This window comes from Pseudomonas sp. MF5691 (assembly GCF_016405645.1).
Taxonomy (GTDB): domain Bacteria; phylum Pseudomonadota; class Gammaproteobacteria; order Pseudomonadales; family Pseudomonadaceae; genus Aquipseudomonas; species Aquipseudomonas shahriarae.
This window is the reverse complement of record NZ_JAEKDC010000001.1, coordinates 1-20,833: the sequence shown is the minus strand read 5'-3', so window position 1 is coordinate 20,833 and position 20,833 is coordinate 1. Positions and strand designations below refer to the sequence as shown.

Sequence of the window (20,833 nt, the reverse complement as noted above, 5' to 3'; positions counted from 1 at the left end):
TAAAGGGTAGCGCAGCCCGGCGGGTCACGGCGTCTCGCGAAAATGTTGATAACCGCGCACGGCCGGGGTGATGTCATGGCCACCGGCATCCAGCAGTCGCACGCCGGCCCCCGCCTCTACGCGCCCGACAATATGCACCGGCCAACCGTCGGCCAGCAATGGCGCCAGCTCAGCGGGCGGCAAGGTGAACGCCAGGACGTAATCATCGCCACCGCTCAAGGCTGCGGAACGCGCTTGATCATCCCCCAGAAAGGCCAGCAACGCCGCCGACAGCGGCAAACGGTGCCGCTCGATCACCAGGCTTACGGCTGAAGCCTTGGCGATATGCCCACAATCTGCCAGCAGACCGTCGGAAATATCCAACGCAGACGTAGCCTTGCCACGCAACGCCATGCCCAGGGCCAGTTGCGGCTGCGGCGACCAGTAATGGCCCAGCAGCGGCTCGGCGATCTGCGCAGCAGCGCTACGCTGCCCCAACACCAACGGCAAGGCCCCGGCCGCATTGCCCAGCTCGCCGCCGACACACAGCAGGTCGCCGGGCTGCGCGCCACTGCGGGTCAACGCCAGCCCCGCCGGGACACGGCCGAACACGGTGACGGTCAGGCTCAGCGGCCCACGGGTGGTATCGCCGCCCACCAGGCCCACACCACAGCGCTGGGCCATGGCATTCAAACCCTGGGCATAGCGCTGCAACCAATCGGCCGCGACCGTCGGTGTAGTGAGTGCAAGGGTAAATGCGAGGGGATGGGCGCCCATGGCCGCCAGGTCGCTGACTGCCACCGCCAGCGAGCGCTGGCCGAGCAAAAACGGGTCGCAGGGGTCGGCAAAGTGCACGCCGGCCACCAGGGTATCGGTTGAAATCGCCAGCTGTTCCCCGGAGGGAACTGCCAGCAAGGCGCAGTCGTCGCCGATCCCCAGGGCAATGCCCTCGCCGCCTTGCGCACAGGGCGCGGCGGCGAAGTAGGTGCGGATCAGCTCGAACTCGCCCATCAGGGAGTCAAGCGCAGGTTAGCGCTTGTACGCCTTCACTTCGGCTTCACGCAGGCGCGGGGCCAGCTTGTCGAGCACGCCGTTGACGAACTTGTGACCGTCGGTCGAACCGTAGACTTTCGCCAGTTCGATACCTTCGTTGATCACTACGCGGTACGGCACGTCAACGCGCTTGAGCAGTTCCCAGGTGGACAGGCGCATCACGCACAGTTCAACCGGGTCCAGCTCTTCGAGGGTCAGGTCCAGGCAAGGTGCCAGGGCCGTGTCGATCTCGGTCAGGTTGGCATGCACGCCGTGCAGGATGTCGTGGAAGTACGGCAGGTCGGCGAAGGTAAAATCGTTGTCGACGCGAAACTGTGCTTCGATTTCGTTCAACGAAGTACCCGCCATCTGACGCTGATACAGCGCCTGGGTCGCCAACTGACGGGCAGCACGGCGCTTTTCGTTCTTCGATGGCTTGCCGGCGTCTGCAGGACGGGGGTCGCGCGGGTTGAAACGATCGCTCTCGTCGGAAATCACTTGGCCTCCAACTGCGACAGCAGGCTGACCATTTCCAGGGCAGACAGGGCAGCTTCAGCGCCTTTGTTACCGGCCTTGGTACCGGAACGCTCGATGGCTTGCTCGATGGAATCAACAGTCAGTACGCCGAAGGCCACTGGCACGCCGAACTCCATGGACACCTGGGCCAGGCCCTTGGTGCACTCGCCAGCCACGTATTCGAAGTGCGGGGTGCCGCCACGAATGACCGCGCCCAGGGCGATGATTGCTGCGTATTCGCCTTGTTGGGCAACTTTCTGCGCAACCAGTGGAATTTCGAAGGCGCCAGGGGCACGGATAATCGTGATATCGCTTTCGCTCACACCGTGGCGAACCAGGGCGTCCACGGCACCGCTTACCAGGCTTTCAACCACGAAGCTGTTGAAGCGGCCAACCACCAGGGCGTAGCGGCCTTTGGGGGCGATGAAGGTACCTTCGATGGTCTTCAGGGTCATTCGACAAATCTCTTAAAGAGCCGGGACGCGTATATGACGCGCCCCTTAGTGATATTTGAACCGCGAACAAGGAGCGATAATCGCCGGCCTTTATTCGGAGGGCACGTATTCTACTACTTCCAGGTCGAAACCGGATATCGCATTAAATTTCATGGGCGCGCTCATCAGGCGCATTTTACGCACGCCCAGGTCACGCAGGATCTGCGAGCCGGCGCCGACGATGCTGTAGGTGGTCGGTTTTTTCACCGGCACCTGGTCAGCGCTTTCGCGGATATGCGCCAGCAGCACATCACCATCCACCGGATTGCCCAGCAACAGCACGACACCGCTGCCCGCCGCGGAAACCGCTGCCATGGCGGCTCGCAGGCTCCACCGGCCCGGCTGCTTGACCATCAACAGGTCGCGCAACGGGTCCATGTTGTGCACCCGCACCAGGGTCGGCTCTTCGGCGCAGATGTTGCCCAGGGTCAGGGCCATATGCACGTCGCCTTCCACCGAATCACGGTAGGTCACCAGGTTGAAATGCCCCAGTTCGCTGTCCAGCGGCTGCTCGGCAATCCGCTGAACGGTACGTTCGTGGATCATCCGGTAGTGAATCAGGTCGGCGATGGTGCCGATCTTGATGTTGTGTTCGGCGGCAAAGGCTTCCAGTTCAGCGCGACGGGCCATGGTGCCGTCGTCGTTCATCACTTCGCAGATCACCCCGCTCGGCTCGAACCCGGCCATGCGCGCCAGATCGCAGGCGGCTTCGGTGTGGCCGGCACGGGCCAGGGTGCCACCCGGCTGGGCCATCAGCGGGAAGATATGGCCAGGGCTGACAATGTCTTCGGCCTTGGCATCTTTCGCGGCAGCGGCCTGCACGGTGCGGGCGCGGTCAGCGGCAGAGATGCCGGTGGTCACGCCGGTGGTCGCTTCAATCGAGACGGTGAACTTGGTGCCAAACCCCGAGCCATTGCGCGGCGACATCAGCGGCAGCTTGAGCAGTTCGCAGCGCTCGCGGCTCATGGGCATGCAGATCAGGCCACGGGCGTGCTTGGCCATAAAGTTGATGTGCTCAGGTTGGCACAACTCGGCGGCCATGATCAGGTCGCCTTCGTTCTCGCGGTCTTCGTCATCCATCAGGATGACCATCTTGCCTTGGCGGATATCGTCAACCAGTTCTTCGATGCTATTGAGCGCCACGCGGCACCCCCTTGGTCAGGATTTCAGGTAGCCGTTAGCGGCCAGAAAACTTTCGGTGATGTTACCGGCTGCAGGCTCTGCGGCCTTTTCGCCCAGCAGCAGGCGCTCCAGGTAACGGGCAAGCAAGTCCACTTCCAGGTTCACCCGGCGACCCGGCTGGTACGAGGCCATGATGGTTTCGCTGAGGGTGTGGGGAATGATGGTCAGTTCGAATTCGGCGCCATTTACGGCGTTCACGGTCAGGCTGGTGCCATCGACGGTGATCGAGCCTTTGTGGGCGATGTACTTGGCCAGTTCTTTCGGCGCACGGATGCGGAATTCCACGGCCCGCGCGTTTTCGCTGCGTGCCACCACTTCGCCGACGCCGTCGACATGGCCGCTGACCAGGTGGCCGCCCAGACGGGTGGTCGGGGTCAGGGCTTTCTCCAGGTTGACCGGGCTGCCGGCCTTGAGGTCATTCATCGCGGTGCAGTCCAGGGTTTCCCGGCTGACATCGGCGGCAAAGCCATTGCCCGGCAGTTCGACGACCGTCAGGCATACGCCGCTGACGGCGATGCTGTCGCCCAGCTTGACGTCGCCGAGGTCCAGCTTGCCGGTTTCAACCAGCAGGCGCACGTCGCCACCTTTGGGGGTCATGGCGCGGATGCTGCCGATGGATTCGATAATGCCGGTGAACATGGCCTTCTCCTGGAAAACAGTGCGGGCGCCGGGGCGACCGGTCGCAATTATACGCTCGCTGGGGGGAGCGGAATGGCAGTGACTCGCCAGTCGTCGCCTACAGCGCGCATTTCAATGATCTTGAGTTGGGGAGCGTCGGCCAGTTTCTCAAGCGGCCAGTCCAGCAAGGGGCGGGCGGCGGAACCGAGGAATTTACCGGCGACGAAAATCACGTACTCGTCCACCAGGCCTTGCTGGGCAAACGCGCCGGCCAGGCTTGGCCCGGCTTCCACCAGCACCTCGTTGACGCCACGGGCCGCCAGTGCCACCAGCGCCGAGCGCAGGTCGACCTGGCCGTCGACACCCGGCACCACCAGGCATTCGGGGCCACGGGGAAACTGGTTTTCCGCAGTCACACAGGTGATGACCAGGGCCGGCCCGGCCTTGAAGAACGGCGCGTTGAGCGGCACCCGCAGGCGGCCGTCGATCAGCACGCGCAACGGTGGGCGCGACATGGCCAGGGCGGTGGTTTGCGGATCCAGGCCCAGTTCGGCGGCACGCACGGTCAGGCGCGCGCCATCGGCCAGCACAGTATCGGCGCCGGTCAGCACCACACTGGCCTCGGCCCGCAGGCGCTGCACGGCGGCGCGGGCGGCGGGGCCGGTGATCCACTGGCTCTCGCCACTGGCCATCGCGGTGCGCCCGTCCAGGCTCATCGCCAGCTTGACCCGCACAAACGGCAGGCCATGCTCCATGCGCTTGAGGAAGCCGGGGTTCAGGGCGCGTGCCTGGCTTTCCAGTACGCCGCTGAGCACCTCGATGCCGGCCTGGGCCAGACGCTGCATGCCACGCCCAGCCACTTCCGGATTCGGATCCTGCATACCCGCGACCACCCGTGCCACGCCGGCGGTCACCAGCGCATCGGCGCAGGGCGGCGTATGGCCATAATGGCTGCACGGCTCGAGCGTCACATATACCGTGGCACCACGGGCTTTATCGCCTGCGGCGCGCAAGGCGTTGGGCTCGGCATGGGGTTCGCCGGTGCGTTCATGCCAGCCTTCACCGACAATCTGCCCGTCGCGCACAATCACGCAGCCGACCCGAGGGTTGGGATGGGTGGTGTACAGGCCCTTGCGCGCCAGTTCGAGGGCACGGGCCATGTAATGGGCGTCGAGCACGGCCTGTTCTGCAGAAGGAGGGTTCATTCTTTGACCGGCTCACGGGCCAGGCGGTCGATCTCTTCACGGAACTCATTGAGATCCTGGAAGCGTCGATACACCGAGGCGAAACGAATGTAGGCAACTTCGTCGAGCTTTTGCAGCTCGCCCATTACCAGTTCTCCAACCACCAGGCTCTTGACCTCGCGCTCACCGGTCGCCCGCAGCTTGTGCTTGATATGCGCCAGCGCCGCTTCCAGCCGCTCGACACTGACCGGGCGTTTTTCCAGGGCGCGCTGCATACCGGCGCGCAGTTTATCTTCGTCGAAGGGCTGGCGGCTGCCGTCGGACTTGATCAGACGGGGCAGTACCAGTTCGGCGGTTTCAAAGGTGGTGAAACGCTCACCGCAGGCCAGGCATTCGCGCCGGCGACGCACTTGGTCGCCCTCGGCGACCAGACGCGAGTCAATGACCTTGGTGTCGTTGGCACCGCAGAAGGGACAGTGCATGGTGGCAGGCAACAAAAAAAGGGAGGGCCATGGTAGCGCATCCCCGTGGCAAGACAAGCCATAGCCTTTACGGTATATAGGCTGACTATTATGTTTCTTATGTTCAGTTCACGGATTTTTGCCCTTTTTGGAGCCGTACATGCCGTTACGACCGCTGGTTTTACTCACAATGTTCAGTTTTCTGGTCGCCTGCAGCAGCGAAGCGCCAAAACCAGCCGCCCCGCAACCCACGCCGCAGCAAGAGAAAAAAATCCCCGGCCAGGAACCGCTGGGGCCATTGCCGGCCTACCAGCGTGAAGTGAGCGGCACCCTCACGGGTGTGCCCGCCGGCGCTGAAGTGGAGCTGGCACTGCTGGTGATCGACGAGCGCAGCCGCCCGCAACAACTGCTCGCCAGCAGCGTGCTGATTGGCAACAACAAACCATTGGCCTTCCGCCTGCGCTTCAACCCGCAAGCGTTTCCCGCCGGCGCCCGCGTTGAACTGCGTGGCCGCGCCAGCCAGTCCGGGCAGTTGATCCTGCACCTGCCGGCGGTGCGTATCGAGCAAGCTATCACCCAGACCACCGGGCCCCTGCAACTCGTGCGCGCCCCATGACGCCACCGCTGCACCTGCAACGGGCCTTGAGCGAACTGATCGGCGACGCGCAACTGCTGCCCTGCCCGTTGCCCGGCACCGACCTGTCGTTGTGGCTGCTGGACGCCGACAACATGGACCGCGCCTTCAGCCCCGAGGAAACCCGGCGCATCCTGCATGAGCCGCCCTACTGGAGCTTCTGCTGGGCCAGCGGCCTGGCATTGGCCCGCTACCTGGCCGCCAACCCCGAGTGGGTGGCGGGCAAGCGCGTCCTGGATTTTGGCGCCGGCTCCGGCGTGGCGGGAATTGCCGCAGTGAAAGCCGGCGCCCTGGAAGTGGTGGCCTGTGACCTGGACCCACTGGCGCTCGGCGCCTGCCGTGCGAATGCTGAACTCAATGGCGTGACCTTGGGCTATTCGGCGGACTTCTTTGCCGAAGCCGATCGTTTCGACCTGATCCTGGTGGCCGACGTGCTGTACGACCGGGCGAACCTGCCGCTGCTGGATCAATTCCTCACCCGCGGGCGCGAAGCGCTGGTCGCCGACTCGCGGGTACGGGATTTCCAGCATGCGGATTATCAGCGGCTGGGCATCCTCGAGGCGCTGACCCTGCCGGACCTGGCGGAGCCTTGGGAGTTTCGCAGGGTGAGTCTGTACCATTCACGACGCTAGGCCTCTCAGTTACAAATTTTCAGCAATAGAGTGGCTAAGACAGCGCCCGGCAGGACATGGAAAATAGCGTTCTCCCGCACGCGGCCTGGACGATCGACCTGCATGCATTTCCCCGTTTTTTCGCCGCTCAGCGCCCCTCCAAGGGCGTTGCAAAAACCTGGGCAGTTGCATAATCTGCTTGGCAATACACCCGCCATGCCTCTGGTTGCGCCAGCAACCAAGCACAAATTGTGCGGGTTTTTTATGCCTGCTGGTTTTCCAGCATGAGGGCGTTCGACAAACCAGCCCTTGATGTCCCGGCCCAGTTGGAGCTGCTCAAGTCTCGGGGCTTGATCATTGAAGATGAAACAGGCGCCCGGCGCTTCCTGCAATCGGTCAGTTTCTTTCGATTAAGCCCCTATATGCGGCCTTTCCAACAGTCGGAAGATATCGACCACCACTTCCATGCCGGCACCCATTTTCACCAGTTGGCACGACTCTACGATTTTGACCGTCGCCTGCGCCTATTGACCATGGATGCCATTGAGCGGGTCGAGATCGCCTCCCGTGCAGTCATCAGTAATCACATGGGCCCCACCTACGGCAGCCATTGGTACATCGACAGCCAGGCTTTTCACCCGACATTTGACCACCAGCGCCTGCTTGCAACGCTACACACCAGACAGTCTGTGGCGACCCGTGACTATGAACGCGAATGTTTGCGCGTCGACCGACTACACACAGACGACAATCGAAAAGACCATCTCAAGCGTCAAAGAGCCAAAGAAAGCTACGCGCGCCACTATCCAAATACCTATGACCACCCCTCTCTCATGCCGGGTTGGGCCATGCTGGAAGAGTTGACGCTGGGCGACCTCTCCCATCTCTACAAGGGCCTGGCCAAGGACGCGGATAAAAAAGCCGTTGCCAGGCGACTGGGGCTCCCCGCGCCACTGCTGCAGTCCTGGCTTCACACCTTGACCACTGTGCGAAACATGTGCGCCCATCACTCAAGAATGTGGAATCGGCAACTGGGTATTCGTCCTGAATTACCCAGGAAAGCCAACTTCCCGTGGCCAAACCATCTGCTCCAGCCAGGGCCCCATACCCGCATTTTTTCGACACTTTGCATGCTTAACCATTTGATGCATCAGATAAGCCCCCACACTCACTGGGACCAGCACCTTTATCACCTGATCAGCGACTTCCCCCACCTCAACCTAAAAGCGATGGGGTTCCCTCGTGACTGGTATCAGGACCCTTTTTGGCACGTATCTCGTGCTTGATCCTTGCGCTGCTTCCGATAGAGCCCGCCAGTCTTTATAGTTGCCCCATCCCACGCGTCATTGAGAACCTCCATGAGTGAGCCCACGCCGTACATTTTCGATGTCACCACCGCCACCTTCGACCAGGCTGTCATCGAAAATTCGTTCCACAAACCCGTGCTGGTGGATTTCTGGGCCGAGTGGTGTGCGCCGTGCAAGGCGTTGATGCCGCTGCTGGCGCAGATTGCCGAGAGTTATCAGGGCGAGTTGCTGCTGGCCAAGGTCGATTGCGAAGCCGAGCAGGATGTTGTCGCGCGCTTTGGCATTCGCAGCCTGCCGACCGTGGTGCTGTTCAAGGACGGCCAGCCGGTGGATGGGTTTGCCGGGGCGAAGCCGGAGTCTGAGATTCGCGCGCTGCTGGAGCCCCATGTGCAGATGCCGCCACCGGCTGAGGCGGACCCGCTGGAACAGGCCCAGGCGCTGTTTGCCGAAGGCCGCATCAGTGAGGCCGAGGCGGTGCTGGTGGCCTTGCTCGGTGAAGACAACACCAACGCCGCCGCGCTGATCCTCTACGCCCGCTGCCTGGCCGAACGCGGTGAATTGGGCGAGGCGCAGGCCGTGCTGGATGCGGTCAAGAGCGATGCTCACAAGGCCGCCCTCGCCGGCGCCAAGGCGCAGATCACGTTCCTGCGCCAGGCTGCCGACCTGCCGGATACCGCTGACCTCAAGGCCCGCCTGGCGCAAAACCCGCAGGACGATGAAGCGGCGTATCAACTGGCCGTGCAGCAATTGGCTCGCCAGCAATACGACGCGGCGCTGGAAGGCTTGCTCAAGTTGTTTATCCGCAACCGCAGCTACAACGAAGGCCTGCCGCACAAGACGCTGCTGCAAGTGTTCGAGTTGCTGGGCAACGACCACCCGCTGGTCACGGTGTATCGCCGCAAGTTGTTCGCCGCGCTGTACTAATCAGCGATCCAACTGTACTGCGGCGTATCCCCGCCGCTGGACACCTTCACCTTGGCGCTATGGCGCAGGCGCACCAACAGGCGCTTGCCCGCCGGGGCGCTGCCGGCCAGCCCTTCGAGGCGATCCGACAACTCCAACCCGCTGAGTTGCCCGGCCTCACGCAGCAGGTCCTGGGCGGCCTGCCACAGGCTCTCGTCCTGGTTGACCGGCGCCGGGGCAGCCGGTACTTCGCCCGTCACCGGCGTGGCCGTCTGCAGGTGCATGCCCAGCCGCGCCCAATCGCTGTCGTCCAGTTCCAGGGTCAAATCCACAGGCAGCTCGCCGATGGTTCCACGAATTCGCATCATTGCTCGTCCTCCAGCACTTTTCTGACGAGCATGCTCCCATGTGCCTTGCGCAACGCCAAGCAGGCGGTCAAACTCTCGGCTCTTTTGTTATAAGATCACATAACAAAATCTTCATTCACGCCCTGGAGTCTCGCTATGCGCCGCCTGTTGCTCGCTTTGCCGTTTGCCCTGTTGCCACTGGCCGCCCAGGCCGCCGACGAACATAACCACGACCATGACCATGAACATGGCAGCCTGGACGCCCACGAGCACGGTGTTGGCCGCCTGAACGCGGTGCTGGACGGCAAGGCGCTGGAACTGGAGCTGGAAAGCCCGGCGATGAATCTGGTGGGCTTCGAGCACCTGGCCACCACCGACGCCGACAAAGCCAAGCTCGCCGCCGCCCGCAAGCAGTTGGAACAACCACTAGTGCTGTTCAGCCTGCCCAAGGCCGCCGGTTGCGTGGTCAGTAGCCAGGAGCTGGAAAGCCCGCTGTTTGGCGACAAGCCAGACGATGATCATGACCACGCCACTGATGGCAAAGGCGCGGCCGCCCATGACCATGACCATGACCATGATCACAGCGAAATCCACGCCCACTACCAGTTCACCTGCGCCAGCCCCGCAGCGCTGAAAAACCTCGATCTGGCGAACATCTTCAAGACCTTCCCCGCCACCCAGAAAATTCAGGTACAACTGATCGGCCCGAGCGGCCAGCAGGGTGTTGAAGCGACGCCTCAGGCCGCGACCCTGAAATTCTGACTCCACACGGTTGATGTAGGAGCGGGCTTGCCTGCGATGCAGACGACGCGGTGGATCAGTGACACCGCGTCGATACCATCGCAGGCAAGCCCGCCTCCACAGTTGACCGCGCTCTGCAGGTGATACTGAGTTCCCATGACCCAAGCACTGATCGAACTGTCCGACCTGGGCTTTAACTGGCCCGGTCACCCCCAGTTGCTGGACATCCCGGCATTTCGCCTGGAGCCAGGGGAAACCCTGTTTCTGAAAGGCCCCAGCGGCAGTGGCAAAACCACCTTGCTCGGCCTGCTGGGTGGAGTGCAGATCCCCAATCGCGGCAGCATTCGCCTGCTGGGCCAGGAGTTGACCAAACTGTCGGCCGGCGCCCGCGATCGGTTTCGGGTCGACCACACCGGCTATATCTTCCAGCAGTTCAACCTGCTGCCGTTTCTCTCAGTCCGCGAGAACGTCGAACTGCCCTGCCATTTCTCCAAGCTACGCGCACAGCGGGCGATCCAGCGCCACGGCAGTGTCGACCAGGCCGCCGCTACCTTGCTCGCACACCTGGGCCTCAAGGACCCTGATTTGCTTGGGCGACGCGCCGATGCGCTGTCGATCGGCCAGCAACAACGGGTGGCCGCCGCCCGGGCATTGATCGGCCAGCCGGAACTGGTGATCTCCGACGAACCGACCTCGGCCCTGGACCACGACGCCCGGGAAGCCTTCCTTCAATTGTTGTTCGCCGAATGCCGCGAAGCGGGCGCCAGCCTGTTGTTCGTCAGCCATGACCAGAGCCTGGCTTCGCTGTTTGACCGCAACCTGTCGTTGGCCGAGCTTAATCGCGCCGCCACGCCGCTCGAGGTTTGAGATGTATTTGTTCCGTCTAGCCATGGCCAGCCTGGCAAACCGCCGCTTTACCGCGATCCTGACGGCATTCGCCATCGCCCTGTCGGTGTGCCTGCTGTTGGCGGTAGAGCGTGTGCGTACCGAGGCCCGCGCCAGCTTTGCCAGCACCATCAGCGGCACCGACCTGATCGTCGGCGCCCGCTCCGGCTCGGTCAACCTGCTGCTGTATTCGGTGTTTCGCATTGGCAACGCGACTAACAACATCCGCTGGGACAGCTTCGAGCACTTTGCCGCCAGCCCGCAGGTGAAATGGGCGATCCCCATGTCCCTGGGCGACTCCCATCGCGGTTACCGGGTGATGGGCACCACCCAAGCCTACTTCGAACACTACCAGTACGGTCGCAAACAGAACCTGCAACTGGCCAGTGGCCGCGCGTTTGATACCGACCCGTTTGAAGTGGTGCTCGGCGCCGAAGTGGCCGACGCCCTGCATTACAAGCTCGGCGACAAGCTGGTACTGGCCCACGGCGTGGCAGTGGTCAGCCTGGTCAAGCACGATGACAAACCCTTCACCGTGGTCGGTATCCTGCAACGCACCGGCACCCCGGTGGACCGCACGCTGCACATTAGCCTGGGCGGCATGGAAGCGATCCATATCGACTGGCACAACGGCGTGCCCGCCCAGGGCAAAGGCCGGATCAGTGCCGACCAGGCGCGCAATATGGACCTCACGCCGCAAGCCATTACCGCGTTTATGCTGGGTTTGAATAACAAGATCTCGACCTTTGCCCTGCAACGGCAGATCAACGAATTTCGCGGCGAGCCGATGCTGGCGATCCTCCCCGGCGTGGCCTTGCAAGAGTTGTGGAGCATGATGGGCACCGCAGAAAAGGCGCTGTTCGTGATCTCGCTGTTTGTGGTGCTGACCGGATTGATCGGCATGCTCACCGCGATCCTCACCAGCCTCAACGAGCGCCGTCGGGAAATGGCGATCCTGCGCTCGGTGGGCGCACGGCCGTGGCACATTGCGAGCCTGCTGATTTTCGAGGCCTTCGCCCTGGCGCTGGCCGGGGTGGTCGCGGGGGTTGGCCTGCTGTATGTGTGCATCGCCGCGTCCCGTGGCTATTTGCAGGCCAATTACGGCCTGGATCTGCCGCTCGCGCTGCCCAGCCCGTATGAATGGACGCTGCTCGCCGGTATTCTGGTCGCCGCCCTGCTGATGGGCAGCGTGCCGGCCTGGCGCGCCTATCGCCAATCGTTGGCCGATGGTCTGTCGATCCGTTTATAAGGAAGGCTTTGATGCGCCGTGCCCTGCTTGCGCTGTTACTGATGGTGGCCCTGCCCGCCTGGGCCGAGGCGCCCCGAGACTTGTCATGGCAAGAAATGATTCCGCCGGATGCCCCGGTGGAAGTGCCGAACATGACACCGCTGCACAACCTGTCGAACATGGCCGACGCCCTGGCGGCGGAAGCTGCGCCAGCGGCCAAACAGGATTTACCCAACGCGCCAGTGGTGGCCACCCTCAACGGCCAGCATATCCGCCTGCCGGGCTACATCGTGCCGCTGGAGGTCAGCGAGGAAGGCCGCACCACTGAGTTTCTGCTGGTGCCGTACTTCGGCGCCTGCATCCACGTGCCGCCCCCGCCGTCGAACCAGATCGTGCATGTGCGCAGTGAGATCGGCGTGAAGCTGGAGGAGTTGTACCAGCCGTACTGGATCGAAGGCCAGATGCAGGTCAAGCCGTCTACCAGCGAACTGGCGGATGCTGGCTATCAGATGGACGCCGAGAAGATCTACATCTACGAGTTGCCGAACTAAACCCCGCCCGCCATAACACCGCAATCCCGATGTGGGCGCGGTGTATTTGGCTGATCGCCGTTTCATTGAGCTGAGTCAAAGGCCCGGCCGCAACGATCTTTACCATTGGACACAGCCAACTAAAAACGTCCTTTGGAGCCACTCATGCACAAGTCACTGCTCAGCGCTTCCCTCTTCGCGCTTGCACTCGCCGCCCCTATCGCCCACGCCCACGAGGCTGGCGACATCCTCGTTCGCGCCGGTGCTATCACCGTTAACCCAAAGGCCGACAGCGGCAGCGTCAAGGTTGACCAGGGCCCATTGGCCGGCACCAACCTGGGTGGCAAGGCGACCATGAGCAGCGACACGCAGTTGGGTCTGAACTTCGCCTACATGCTGACCAACCACGTCGGTATCGAGCTACTGGCCGCCACCCCGTTCGAGCATGATGTGAAGATCAAGAACACCGGCCTCGACGCTGCCAACGGCAAGCTCGGTACCCTCAAGCACCTGCCACCAACCCTGAGCGTGGTGTACTACCCGCTGGACAGCAAGTCGGCGTTCCAGCCTTACGTCGGTGCCGGCATCAACTACACCTGGATCTATGACGAACACGTTGGCAGCAGCGCCCAGGGCCAAGGTTTCAACAACTTCAAGGCCGAGAACTCCTGGGGTTGGGCCGCGCAGGTCGGCATGGACTACATGATCAACGACAAGTGGATGATCAACGGTCAGGTGCGCTATATCGACATCAGCACCAAGGCCACCGTAGAGAACAGTGCTCTGCCAGCGGGTACCCGCGCCAAGGTCAATGTGGACGTGGATCCGATGGTCTACATGGTCGGTATCGGCTACAAGTTCTAAACCCGACGTAACAAACGCCACACAACAATGTGGGAGCGGGCTTGTGTGGGAGCTGGCTTGCCTGCGACAGCATCACCTCAGTGTCTTTGATAGACCGAGGTGTCTGCATCGCAGGCAAGCCAGCTCCTACATAAGCCGGGCTCCCACATTTTTTTGTGTTCAGTCAGCTAGTGATGCCGGTAGAAGCGATCGAGCAACGCCGGCAGTCCCGCACGCCACGCCCGTGGCTTGATGCCGAATGTATGCAGGATCTTCTTGCAGGCCAGAACCGCATGTTGCGGTTCGTCGGCGGCATCCGGCCGCGCGGCATGGGCTTGGGCCGTCGGCGCTTCGACCGCCAGCGCATGGAAGTTACGCGCTTCGCTGAGGATCGCCTGGCCGAGGGCCACAGGCGTGGTCGCCTCTTGCCCCGCATAGTGGTAGGTGCCCCACAACGGTGCCGCACAATCGAGTTGCTTGAGCACCGAGATGATCACCCGTGCCGCATCGTCCACCGGTGTCGGGTTGCCCCGTCGATCGTCGGCCAGCAACAATTCCTCGGTTTTCTCGGCACGCGCCAGAAAACGTCCCAGCGTGCCGTCGACGCTGTCATCGAGCAACCAGCCAAAACGCAGCAGCACATGCTGCGGGCAGGTAGCGCGCACACTCTGCTCAATGCGCCATAGCGCCTGGCCACGCAGGCCCAGGGGCACCGGCTCGTCTTTTTCGCTGTAGGCGGTGGCGCGCGAGCCATCAAACACCCGGTAGCTGGAAGGTTGCAGCAGCGTGATGCTGTGGTGCTGGCACAATTCCGCCAGGCGCTCGACGGCGGATTCCTGCCCGGCCAGGCGAACCTCGTTCACGCTCTCGGCCTGGAACCAGTCGAAATAATAGGCGAGGTTGATCAAGGCATCGGGACGGGTGTCGTCGAGCAACTGGGTAAGGCTGGCGGCATCCCAGCCGTCTTGGGGCGGGCGCGGGGCGAGGAAACCGATATCTTCCTCCGCACCGAGGCGAATCAGCGCTTGCCCGAGAGCATTCCCGCCGCCCAGTAACATAAGGCGCATTCGCATAGATTGAGCAGGCCCGGTCTGTTTGGAACGATGGCTAGTATCGACAGGCGGTGACGCCATGCCGTAGGTGTTTGCCAGAATCGTTGCATTTTGCGGGTTTGTAGCGCAACCGTCACTTACTAAGTGGCTTTGGGCAGCGCGCCCTCCTCCTCAATCTGCGCCACACGCTGCGGCAAAAGCACCGGCTGTGGATAAGTTTGCGCGAAGTGTACTGCGGGGCAGTTATCCACAAGCTTTTTCAGACGCTGGTTGAAAGCGCGACTGACCGCGTACTGCCCACCAGACACCGCACGGAACTGCGCCGTCAGGACCACGCCATTGAGGTCCATCTTATCGACCCCAAACACTTCCAGCGGGCCTTGCAGGTTGTACTTGAGGAACACATCGTCGCGAATCGACTGCCCGGCTTCGCGGATCAACGCCACGGCCCCGTCCCCGTCGGGGTCATAGGTGAACTGCACCGAATGCAAAAAGCCCTTGCCGTCGCGCAGGTGCAGGGTGCGGATGGTCAGGCCATGGATGTGCCGTTTGTAGGACCGTCGAAACTTTCCTTCGAACACCACAGTCAGCCATTAACGAACGGAGGCCACTGCCCCGCCAACCCACGGGAGCCACCATGGCTGTGATTCCAGAATGGGTGCCTGTCACGCCCAGCGCTGCCATCACCCGCTTCAAGGTGCTGACGGTCAATACTCACAAGGGCTTCACTGCCCTCAATCGACGCTTCATCCTGCCGGAATTGCGCGAGGCGGTGCGCGGCGTGGCTGCCGATGTGGTGTTCCTGCAGGAGGTGCATGGCACCCATGAGCACCACCCGCGCCGCTACAGCAACTGGCCGAGCATGCCGCAGTACGAGTTTCTCGCCGACAGTATCTGGCCGCAGTTCGCCTACGGGCGCAACGCGGTGTACCCCCATGGCGACCACGGCAATGCATTGCTGTCGAAATTCCAGATCATTCGCTATGACAACCTCGACATCTCCCAGAGCGGTCACGAAAGCCGCGGGCTGTTGCATTGTGTGTTGCGCCTGCCCGGCACCGGCCGGGAGGTGCATGCCATTTGCGTGCACCTGGGGCTGCGCGAGGTTCACCGCCAACAGCAGTTGAAACTGCTGGCGCAGCGGATCGCCGAGATCCCCGGCGAAGCACCGTTGATCGTCGCCGGCGACTTCAATGACTGGCGCCAGCAGGCCGACCTGAGCCACAGCGGCCTGCAGGAAGTGTTCGTGCAAGCCCACGGCAAACCGGCCCGTACGTTTCCGGCGCGCCTGCCACTGCTGGCACTGGACCGCATTTATGTGCGCAACCTCAAGGTCCATCAGCCGCAAGTGCTGACAACTCGCCCCTGGTCGCACCTGTCGGATCACGCGCCGCTGTCGGTGGAGATTGAATTATGAACGGCGCCGTGGAACACATCGCCACCGATCAGCCACCAGATGACACCAGGGCCAGGGATCTGGACTACGCCTGGCAGCCCGGCAACCAGGTGGAGTTGCTGGAAAACGGTGAGGCGTACTTCCCCAAGGTGTTCGAGGCCCTGCGCCAGGCTCGCCAGGAAATCCTCCTGGAGACCTTTATTCTGTTCGAGGACAAGGTCGGTCATGAACTGCACGGGATTCTGATCGAGGCCGCACAGCGTGGGGTGAAGGTGGTGGTCAGCCTTGATGGCTTTGGCTGTGGCGAACTGAGCCCGGGGTTTCTCGGCGAGCTGGCACAGGCCGGGGTCACGGTGCAGATGTTTGACCCGGCGCCCAAGACCCTGGGGTTTCGCACCAACTGGTTTCGCCGCTTGCATCGCAAGATCGTGGTGGTAGATGCCACGGTGGGGTTTATCGGCGGGATCAATTTTTCCGCCGACCACCTGGCGGACTTCGGGCCCGAGGCCAAGCAGGATTATGCGGTGCAGGTGATCGGGCCGGCCGTGGCCGACTTGCATCACTTTGCCCTGGCACAAAGCGGGCGCCCGGTGCGTACGCGGCGTGGCTGGCGACGTCAGCAACGGCCTGCCTGGGCTACAGAGGAAGGTGATGGCCTGGTACGCCTGATCTACCGCGACAACCTGCAACACCGCTCCGATATCGAAGAAGCCTACCTGCACGCCCTGCGCCACGCCCGCCAGCGCGTGGTGATCGCCAATGCCTATTTCTTTCCCGGCTATCGTCTGCTGCGCGAACTGCGCAATGCCGCGCGGCGTGGGGTGCAGGTGCAACTGATCATGCAGGGCCAGCCCGATGTGCTGCTGGCCAAGCTGGCGGCTCGCATGCTCTACGACTACCTGCTCAAGGAAGGCGTGGTGATCCACGAATATTGCCAGCGCCCGTTGCACGGCAAAGTAGCCCTGGTGGACGAAGCCTGGAGCACCGTGGGCTCGAGCAACCTCGACCCGTTGAGCCTGTCGTTGAACCTGGAAGCCAACGTGCTGATTCATGACCGGGGGTTCAATCAACAGTTGTTCGAGCGCCTGGAAGACTTGAGCCGCAACCACTGCAAGACCATGCCGGAAAACCGTACCCCACGCGGCTGGTTATGGCGGGTGACCGTGGGGTTTGTGGTGTTCCATGTGCTGCGGCATTTCCCGGCCTGGACCGGCTGGTTGCCTGCCCATAAACCGCGCTTGAAACCCTTTGTCCATGACCGGAGCCAGGACCATGAGCCAAGCCCACACGGCTGATGCCAGCCCCCGCGGTTTCAAGCGCTGGAAGAAACCGCTGACCATCGCGTTCTTTCTGCTGCTGATCGTGCTCTTCACCCTGCTCGCCCGGCGTATCGACTGGAGCGAGGTGTTCGACACCCTCGGCGACTTCAAGCTGCGCACCTTGTGGATCGCCGCCGGGCTGACCCTGTGCAGTTTCCTGGTGTATGCGTGCTTTGACCTGATCGGCCGCACCTACATCCGCCAACCCTTGCGCTGGAAGCAGATCCTGCCGGTAGGCATCATCAGCTATGCGTTCAACCTCAACCTCAGCGCCTGGGTCGGCGGGATTGCCATGCGCTATCGGCTGTATTCGCGGCTGGGGGTGAGCAACGGCAATATCGCAAAAATCCTCGGCTTGAGCCTGGCCACCAATTGGTTTGGCTATATGGCCCTGGCCGGCGTGGTGTTCAGCAGCGGCCTGGTGACGATGCCGCCGGGCTGGAAGCTCAGTAGTGGCGCGCTGCAAGGGGTTGGCGTGTTGCTGATCGTTGCGAGCCTCGGCTATCTGGCTGCGTGTCAGTTCTCGAAGAAGCGCGCCTGGTCGATTCGCGGGATCGAGATCAACCTGCCGTCGCTGCGCATGGCGTGTCTGCAACTGGCGCTCGGCGCGTTGAACTGGTCGCTGATGGCGGCCGTGATTTTCACCTTGCTGCCGGCGAAGCTGGACTACCCGCTGGTGCTGGGGGTGTTGCTGATCAGCGCGATCGCCGGGGTGCTGACGCATATTCCGGCCGGCCTTGGCGTGCTGGAAGCGGTGTTTATCGCGCTGCTGCAACATGAAGCGTCACGGGGCAGCCTGCTCGCCGGATTGATTGCTTACCGGGCGATCTATTTTATTTTGCCACTGCTGGTAGCGCTGCTGATGTACCTCACGGTGGAGGCGAAGGCCAAGGCCTTGCGGGTGAAGAAAACACCCGCGTGAAACCCGTCATCAGGATTGGATGATGCTCAAGCGCTCGCCCACCACCATCTCGGTGATCCAGTCCACCAGGATCGAGGTGTAGGCCTGTTGGGACACCGGGTCGCTCAAGGAGTGATCGCCACCGTCGATGATCCGGTGGGTCAGCGAATGGGTCTGCTGGCACGCAGCCCGGTAGCTCATGATGGTGGCGTGGGGCACGTGGTCATCGGTTTCCGATTCGACAATCAACACATCACCGGTAAACGCCGCACACGCATGCAATGCGCGATTGCTCTGGGCGTGTACCAGGGTGCTGCGGTAATCCATCAAGTCGACTTTATCCAGGTCGCGCTTGGGCGTGTGCCATTCCTGGTCGCGGTACAGCGCCGGTACCCGCAGCGCCAGCCAGCGCACCGGGCGCAATGACGTGAGGATCGCCGCCAGGTAACCGCCATAACTGGTGCCCACCACCGCCACCGCCGAGGTGTCGATGGCCGGGTGCGCCAGCAATCGATCATAGGCCGCCAGCAAGTCCCGCAGGTTGTCTTCGCGGGTGACCCGCGACAAGGGGATGCCGTTGCCCGCGTGCCCGCGCAGATCAAAGGTCAGGCACACGCAGCCCAGGCCGGCGATACCTTTGGCCCGTTCCAGGTCCCGTTCCTGGCTACCGCCCCAGCCATGCACAAACAACACACCCGGCACTTTTGATTTGGGGCTGAGGAAGGTCCCGCTCATCTGCTCGTCGTCGATATCAATGGTGATGGTTTCGCTTCTAGCCGTCATAAGGTTGGACCGTTACGTACTTGAGAAGAAAGTCGCCGTGCTCTGCCGGGCCGCGATAGATCTCGATCGCATGGGCGGGCAGTGGCTGGTCGATATAGGTTTCGACGGACGACACACGAATCGCGCGCAGGCCGGGATCATTGATAAAACTCTGCAGCGCCGCGACCTCGGCGCTACTGGCACCGCCCATGCGCCAGGACTGCTCCAGCACCCCGCTGCGGCGCGTGCCTTGGCTGTCCAGGCCCTGGGCGATATCGTAATTGCGCCGCGAGGCATAAAACCCAGGATAGGCTTCATCGGCGGCGTTATCGAACACTTGTGCCTGCTCGATGGCCAGGCGCACGTCATCGTCCAGCGCCAGGGCCAGCAACGCGTCGTAATACCCCGGCACCACCAGCAGGTTGGAGCCGCCATAGACCGCTTCGCCCTGCCCGTCTTGGGTCAGGTATTGCTCGCCGCAGTAACTGAATACACGACCGCCAATAAAGCTCTGGCCGACACTGTGGGTGACGACCTCCTGTAGATCCTGCTCCAGTACTACGCCTTGAGCGAACAGCTCTGGCATGTCCGGGCGGGCGAGGATCAGCTCCAATTGCTTGAGGCTTTCGATCACCTCCTGACCACGACCGGCACAGGCATGCACCGGCTTCAGGCGAATCGGCCCACTGTCCAGCAACTGTGTGGCGGCGATGCGGGCATCCTCCATGGCAAACACGCTCAAGCCATCGAGGACCACCCCGCGTACCCGCTCGGCAAACAGCGGCGACCAACCCTCGGGGGCCACTGCATCAGGGGCGTGCAGGCCATGGGTGATGGCTTTGGTGCAGATAAAATCGTGGTCCACATAACCGCCCCACAAGTCCTCCGGCCCCTTCACGCCCAGACTCAGTGCCTGGGCCGCGCCTATCAGGGTCTGGGTTGGCAGCAGGTAAAGATCGGCGGGGGCATGCAGGTCGGCGCTGTAGCTGGCGCCGTAGTCGAGCCCGAGGATCTGCGCCAGCCAACGGGCCAGGGCGCGGTTGGTTTCCACTTCGTGCAACGGTGCATCGGGCCGGACCGAGTGCGCCACCACGGCTTTTTTGCGGTTGGTCGGGGTCATGCGTCCCCCTTGGGCAAGGCTTGCAGGTGTGTAGTGCAAGGGTTGCAGGGATCAGGCCAAGGCGCAGTCGTGGCAAAGGGTTGGCGGATCAAGTGGTTAGGGAGGGAGCAGTAGCATTTGGCCTGCATCATTCTGCACGACGGGCCGAGGAGGGTCCGGCGTTCTGCACGATCCAGGGCGCGGGGCGATTAAAAATATGGGCTTGTCCGCGATAGCGGTCTATCAGTGAGTGCCTCTCTGACTGGTCCACCGCTATCGCGGGCAAGCCCTAATGCCAGTCAGTTAAGCGCAGATCCCCTGTGGGAGATTCTATGGTTTTGGGGAAGCCCCCCAAACCGCTTTTGACTGGTATTCGCTCAGGTTTTTCATGAGCGAAAAGGCGATGCGCGCCAGCTTGCGGCCAATGATGACCAGGGCTTGAGTCGTTTTCAGGCCCCTGGCCAGATAACCCTCGTATAAAGGTTTCCAGGCTTCTGACCTGATACCTGCTGACGCCGCGTTATGCAGCAATCTGCGTATCTCTGAATCTCCCTTCTTGCTCAATGAGCGGCGTCCGCTCATTTGCCCGGAATCGGATACTCTCAAGTCCATTCCCAAGAACGCGATGTAAGCGTCAGCACTTTCAAATTCTCCTCGCTGAAACGCCATTACCAGGGCAACCGCTGTCAGAAAACCAATGCCCTCGACGGCTTGGCAGCGCTTGACCTGATGCAAAAGCCCCGCCTCAGTAACAGCATCTAATATCCTTTTCTCAATGAGCCCCTCATGCCTATCAAGACACGCTGAAA

General features: G+C 62.3%; 24 protein-coding genes and 1 pseudogene. 12 read left to right on the top strand and 13 right to left on the bottom strand.

What is annotated here, in order from left to right; genetic code table 11:
* Window positions 1-24 precede the first annotated feature (24 nt).
* The 7 genes from thiL to nrdR form a co-directional block, all read right to left on the bottom strand.
* Window positions 25-990 carry a thiamine-phosphate kinase gene (gene thiL, locus JFT44_RS00125; RefSeq protein ID WP_198830260.1) on the bottom strand — a complete coding sequence of 322 codons (966 nt, stop codon included), beginning with the start codon at window positions 988-990 and terminating at the stop codon, window positions 25-27.
* Window positions 991-1,008: 18 nt separating this feature from the next.
* Window positions 1,009-1,509 (bottom strand): transcription antitermination factor NusB, encoded by a 501-nt coding sequence (gene nusB / locus JFT44_RS00120; protein ID WP_057438970.1) that lies wholly within the window; start codon window positions 1,507-1,509, stop codon window positions 1,009-1,011.
* Window positions 1,506-1,982, bottom strand: a complete 477-nt coding sequence (gene ribE / locus JFT44_RS00115; RefSeq protein WP_003176356.1) for a 6,7-dimethyl-8-ribityllumazine synthase — start codon at window positions 1,980-1,982, stop codon at window positions 1,506-1,508. The genes nusB and ribE overlap by 4 nt, the downstream gene beginning before the upstream one ends.
* A gap of 90 nt (window positions 1,983-2,072) precedes the next feature.
* The gene (ribBA, locus tag JFT44_RS00110) at window positions 2,073-3,164 is read right to left on the bottom strand and encodes a bifunctional 3,4-dihydroxy-2-butanone-4-phosphate synthase/GTP cyclohydrolase II (RefSeq protein WP_057438968.1); all 1,092 of its coding nucleotides are present in this window, start codon (window positions 3,162-3,164) and stop codon (window positions 2,073-2,075) included.
* Window positions 3,165-3,179: 15 nt separating this feature from the next.
* Window positions 3,180-3,842 carry a riboflavin synthase gene (locus JFT44_RS00105; RefSeq protein ID WP_120734218.1) on the bottom strand — a complete coding sequence of 221 codons (663 nt, stop codon included), beginning with the start codon at window positions 3,840-3,842 and terminating at the stop codon, window positions 3,180-3,182.
* Between the two features lie 47 nt (window positions 3,843-3,889).
* Complete coding sequence (ribD, locus tag JFT44_RS00100; protein WP_057960745.1) at window positions 3,890-5,026, bottom strand: bifunctional diaminohydroxyphosphoribosylaminopyrimidine deaminase/5-amino-6-(5-phosphoribosylamino)uracil reductase RibD; 1,137 nt, start codon at window positions 5,024-5,026, stop codon at window positions 3,890-3,892.
* Window positions 5,023-5,487: a transcriptional regulator NrdR gene (nrdR, locus tag JFT44_RS00095; protein ID WP_057439031.1), complete on the bottom strand. Its 465-nt coding sequence runs from the start codon at window positions 5,485-5,487 to the stop codon at window positions 5,023-5,025. Before nrdR ends, ribD begins: the two co-directional genes overlap by 4 nt.
* Before the next feature lie 139 nt (window positions 5,488-5,626).
* Between nrdR and JFT44_RS00090 the strand changes: the two genes are divergently transcribed.
* The 4 genes from JFT44_RS00090 to trxA all read left to right on the top strand — a co-directional run bounded on the left by JFT44_RS00090 (window position 5,627) and on the right by trxA (window position 8,942).
* A complete protein-coding gene (locus tag JFT44_RS00090; RefSeq protein WP_057438965.1) occupies window positions 5,627-6,082 on the top strand; it encodes a YbaY family lipoprotein in 456 nt (151 codons plus the stop codon).
* Complete coding sequence (locus JFT44_RS00085) at window positions 6,079-6,732, top strand: methyltransferase (protein ID WP_057960747.1); 654 nt, start codon at window positions 6,079-6,081, stop codon at window positions 6,730-6,732. Before JFT44_RS00090 ends, JFT44_RS00085 begins: the two co-directional genes overlap by 4 nt.
* A gap of 263 nt (window positions 6,733-6,995) precedes the next feature.
* Window positions 6,996-7,997 (top strand): Abi family protein, encoded by a 1,002-nt coding sequence (locus JFT44_RS00080; RefSeq protein ID WP_057960748.1) that lies wholly within the window; start codon window positions 6,996-6,998, stop codon window positions 7,995-7,997.
* Between the two features lie 72 nt (window positions 7,998-8,069).
* The gene (gene trxA, locus JFT44_RS00075; RefSeq protein ID WP_057960749.1) at window positions 8,070-8,942 is read left to right on the top strand and encodes a thioredoxin; all 873 of its coding nucleotides are present in this window, start codon (window positions 8,070-8,072) and stop codon (window positions 8,940-8,942) included.
* On the opposite strand, the gene JFT44_RS00070 is transcribed toward trxA, so the two are convergent.
* Window positions 8,939-9,289, bottom strand: a complete 351-nt coding sequence (locus JFT44_RS00070) for a hypothetical protein (protein WP_115129107.1) — start codon at window positions 9,287-9,289, stop codon at window positions 8,939-8,941. The two genes, trxA and JFT44_RS00070, sit on opposite strands and share 4 nt — an antisense overlap.
* A gap of 135 nt (window positions 9,290-9,424) precedes the next feature.
* On the opposite strand from JFT44_RS00070, the gene JFT44_RS00065 reads away from it, so the two are divergent.
* The 5 genes from JFT44_RS00065 (at window position 9,425) to JFT44_RS00045 (ending at window position 13,516) form a co-directional block, all read left to right on the top strand.
* A complete protein-coding gene (locus JFT44_RS00065; RefSeq protein WP_057960751.1) occupies window positions 9,425-10,030 on the top strand; it encodes a DUF2796 domain-containing protein in 606 nt (201 codons plus the stop codon).
* 135 nt (window positions 10,031-10,165) lie between these two features.
* Window positions 10,166-10,876: an ABC transporter ATP-binding protein gene (locus JFT44_RS00060; protein ID WP_198830259.1), complete on the top strand. Its 711-nt coding sequence runs from the start codon at window positions 10,166-10,168 to the stop codon at window positions 10,874-10,876.
* Between the two features lies 1 nt (window position 10,877).
* Window positions 10,878-12,143, top strand: coding sequence for an ABC transporter permease (locus tag JFT44_RS00055; RefSeq protein ID WP_057960753.1), 1,266 nt, complete (start codon window positions 10,878-10,880; stop codon window positions 12,141-12,143).
* Window positions 12,144-12,154: 11 nt separating this feature from the next.
* Window positions 12,155-12,673 (top strand): DUF3299 domain-containing protein, encoded by a 519-nt coding sequence (locus JFT44_RS00050; protein ID WP_057438962.1) that lies wholly within the window; start codon window positions 12,155-12,157, stop codon window positions 12,671-12,673.
* 144 nt (window positions 12,674-12,817) lie between these two features.
* The gene (locus JFT44_RS00045) at window positions 12,818-13,516 is read left to right on the top strand and encodes an OmpW family protein (protein WP_169959831.1); all 699 of its coding nucleotides are present in this window, start codon (window positions 12,818-12,820) and stop codon (window positions 13,514-13,516) included.
* Window positions 13,517-13,683: 167 nt separating this feature from the next.
* Here JFT44_RS00045 and JFT44_RS00040 read toward each other — a convergent pair whose 3' ends face one another.
* A complete protein-coding gene (locus JFT44_RS00040) occupies window positions 13,684-14,568 on the bottom strand; it encodes a sugar nucleotide-binding protein (protein ID WP_081044312.1) in 885 nt (294 codons plus the stop codon).
* A 119-nt stretch (window positions 14,569-14,687) separates the two neighbouring features.
* Window positions 14,688-15,089: pseudogene (locus JFT44_RS00035) on the bottom strand (mechanosensitive ion channel protein); the annotation flags it as partial.
* 95 nt (window positions 15,090-15,184) lie between these two features.
* On the opposite strand from JFT44_RS00035, the gene JFT44_RS00030 reads away from it, so the two are divergent.
* The 3 genes from JFT44_RS00030 to JFT44_RS00020 are packed head-to-tail and all read left to right on the top strand — an operon-like array spanning window position 15,185 to window position 18,184.
* Window positions 15,185-15,964, top strand: coding sequence for an endonuclease/exonuclease/phosphatase family protein (locus JFT44_RS00030; protein ID WP_128593462.1), 780 nt, complete (start codon window positions 15,185-15,187; stop codon window positions 15,962-15,964).
* Window positions 15,961-17,238, top strand: coding sequence for a cardiolipin synthase ClsB (clsB, locus tag JFT44_RS00025; protein WP_057438958.1), 1,278 nt, complete (start codon window positions 15,961-15,963; stop codon window positions 17,236-17,238). Before JFT44_RS00030 ends, clsB begins: the two co-directional genes overlap by 4 nt.
* Window positions 17,216-18,184, top strand: a complete 969-nt coding sequence (locus tag JFT44_RS00020) for a lysylphosphatidylglycerol synthase domain-containing protein (RefSeq protein WP_057960757.1) — start codon at window positions 17,216-17,218, stop codon at window positions 18,182-18,184. The genes clsB and JFT44_RS00020 overlap by 23 nt, the downstream gene beginning before the upstream one ends.
* A gap of 9 nt (window positions 18,185-18,193) precedes the next feature.
* On the opposite strand, the gene JFT44_RS00015 is transcribed toward JFT44_RS00020, so the two are convergent.
* The 3 genes from JFT44_RS00015 to JFT44_RS00005 all read right to left on the bottom strand — a co-directional run.
* On the bottom strand, window positions 18,194-18,946 hold the full coding sequence (locus tag JFT44_RS00015) for a S9 family peptidase (protein WP_057960758.1): 753 nt from the start codon (window positions 18,944-18,946) through the stop codon (window positions 18,194-18,196).
* Window positions 18,936-20,045, bottom strand: coding sequence for a DUF3182 family protein (locus JFT44_RS00010; protein ID WP_198830258.1), 1,110 nt, complete (start codon window positions 20,043-20,045; stop codon window positions 18,936-18,938). The genes JFT44_RS00015 and JFT44_RS00010 overlap by 11 nt, the downstream gene beginning before the upstream one ends.
* Before the next feature lie 309 nt (window positions 20,046-20,354).
* The coding region (locus JFT44_RS00005; protein WP_198830257.1) for a transposase at window positions 20,355-20,833 on the bottom strand (479 nt) is incomplete at its 5' end.

Bases quoted from the DNA above. Each gene is read 5' to 3' on its own strand.
- thiL (WP_198830260.1), bottom strand. From the start codon at position 990: ATGGGCGAGTTCGAGCTGATCCGCACCTACTTCGCCGCCGCGCCCTGT.
- ribE (WP_003176356.1), bottom strand. From the start codon at position 1,982: ATGACCCTGAAGACCATCGAAGGTACCTTCATCGCCCCCAAAGGCCGC.
- JFT44_RS00105 (WP_120734218.1), bottom strand. From the start codon at position 3,842: ATGTTCACCGGCATTATCGAATCCATCGGCAGCATCCGCGCCATGACC.
- ribD (WP_057960745.1), bottom strand. From the start codon at position 5,026: ATGAACCCTCCTTCTGCAGAACAGGCCGTGCTCGACGCCCATTACATG.
- nrdR (WP_057439031.1), bottom strand. From the start codon at position 5,487: ATGCACTGTCCCTTCTGCGGTGCCAACGACACCAAGGTCATTGACTCG.
- JFT44_RS00090 (WP_057438965.1), top strand. From the start codon at position 5,627: ATGCCGTTACGACCGCTGGTTTTACTCACAATGTTCAGTTTTCTGGTC.
- JFT44_RS00085 (WP_057960747.1), top strand. From the start codon at position 6,079: ATGACGCCACCGCTGCACCTGCAACGGGCCTTGAGCGAACTGATCGGC.
- JFT44_RS00080 (WP_057960748.1), top strand. From the start codon at position 6,996: ATGAGGGCGTTCGACAAACCAGCCCTTGATGTCCCGGCCCAGTTGGAG.
- trxA (WP_057960749.1), top strand. From the start codon at position 8,070: ATGAGTGAGCCCACGCCGTACATTTTCGATGTCACCACCGCCACCTTC.
- JFT44_RS00070 (WP_115129107.1), bottom strand. From the start codon at position 9,289: ATGATGCGAATTCGTGGAACCATCGGCGAGCTGCCTGTGGATTTGACC.
- JFT44_RS00065 (WP_057960751.1), top strand. From the start codon at position 9,425: ATGCGCCGCCTGTTGCTCGCTTTGCCGTTTGCCCTGTTGCCACTGGCC.
- JFT44_RS00060 (WP_198830259.1), top strand. From the start codon at position 10,166: ATGACCCAAGCACTGATCGAACTGTCCGACCTGGGCTTTAACTGGCCC.
- JFT44_RS00055 (WP_057960753.1), top strand. From the start codon at position 10,878: ATGTATTTGTTCCGTCTAGCCATGGCCAGCCTGGCAAACCGCCGCTTT.
- JFT44_RS00050 (WP_057438962.1), top strand. From the start codon at position 12,155: ATGCGCCGTGCCCTGCTTGCGCTGTTACTGATGGTGGCCCTGCCCGCC.
- JFT44_RS00045 (WP_169959831.1), top strand. From the start codon at position 12,818: ATGCACAAGTCACTGCTCAGCGCTTCCCTCTTCGCGCTTGCACTCGCC.
- JFT44_RS00040 (WP_081044312.1), bottom strand. From the start codon at position 14,568: ATGCGAATGCGCCTTATGTTACTGGGCGGCGGGAATGCTCTCGGGCAA.
- JFT44_RS00030 (WP_128593462.1), top strand. From the start codon at position 15,185: ATGGCTGTGATTCCAGAATGGGTGCCTGTCACGCCCAGCGCTGCCATC.
- clsB (WP_057438958.1), top strand. From the start codon at position 15,961: ATGAACGGCGCCGTGGAACACATCGCCACCGATCAGCCACCAGATGAC.
- JFT44_RS00020 (WP_057960757.1), top strand. From the start codon at position 17,216: ATGAGCCAAGCCCACACGGCTGATGCCAGCCCCCGCGGTTTCAAGCGC.
- JFT44_RS00015 (WP_057960758.1), bottom strand. From the start codon at position 18,946: ATGACGGCTAGAAGCGAAACCATCACCATTGATATCGACGACGAGCAG.
- JFT44_RS00010 (WP_198830258.1), bottom strand. From the start codon at position 20,045: ATGACCCCGACCAACCGCAAAAAAGCCGTGGTGGCGCACTCGGTCCGG.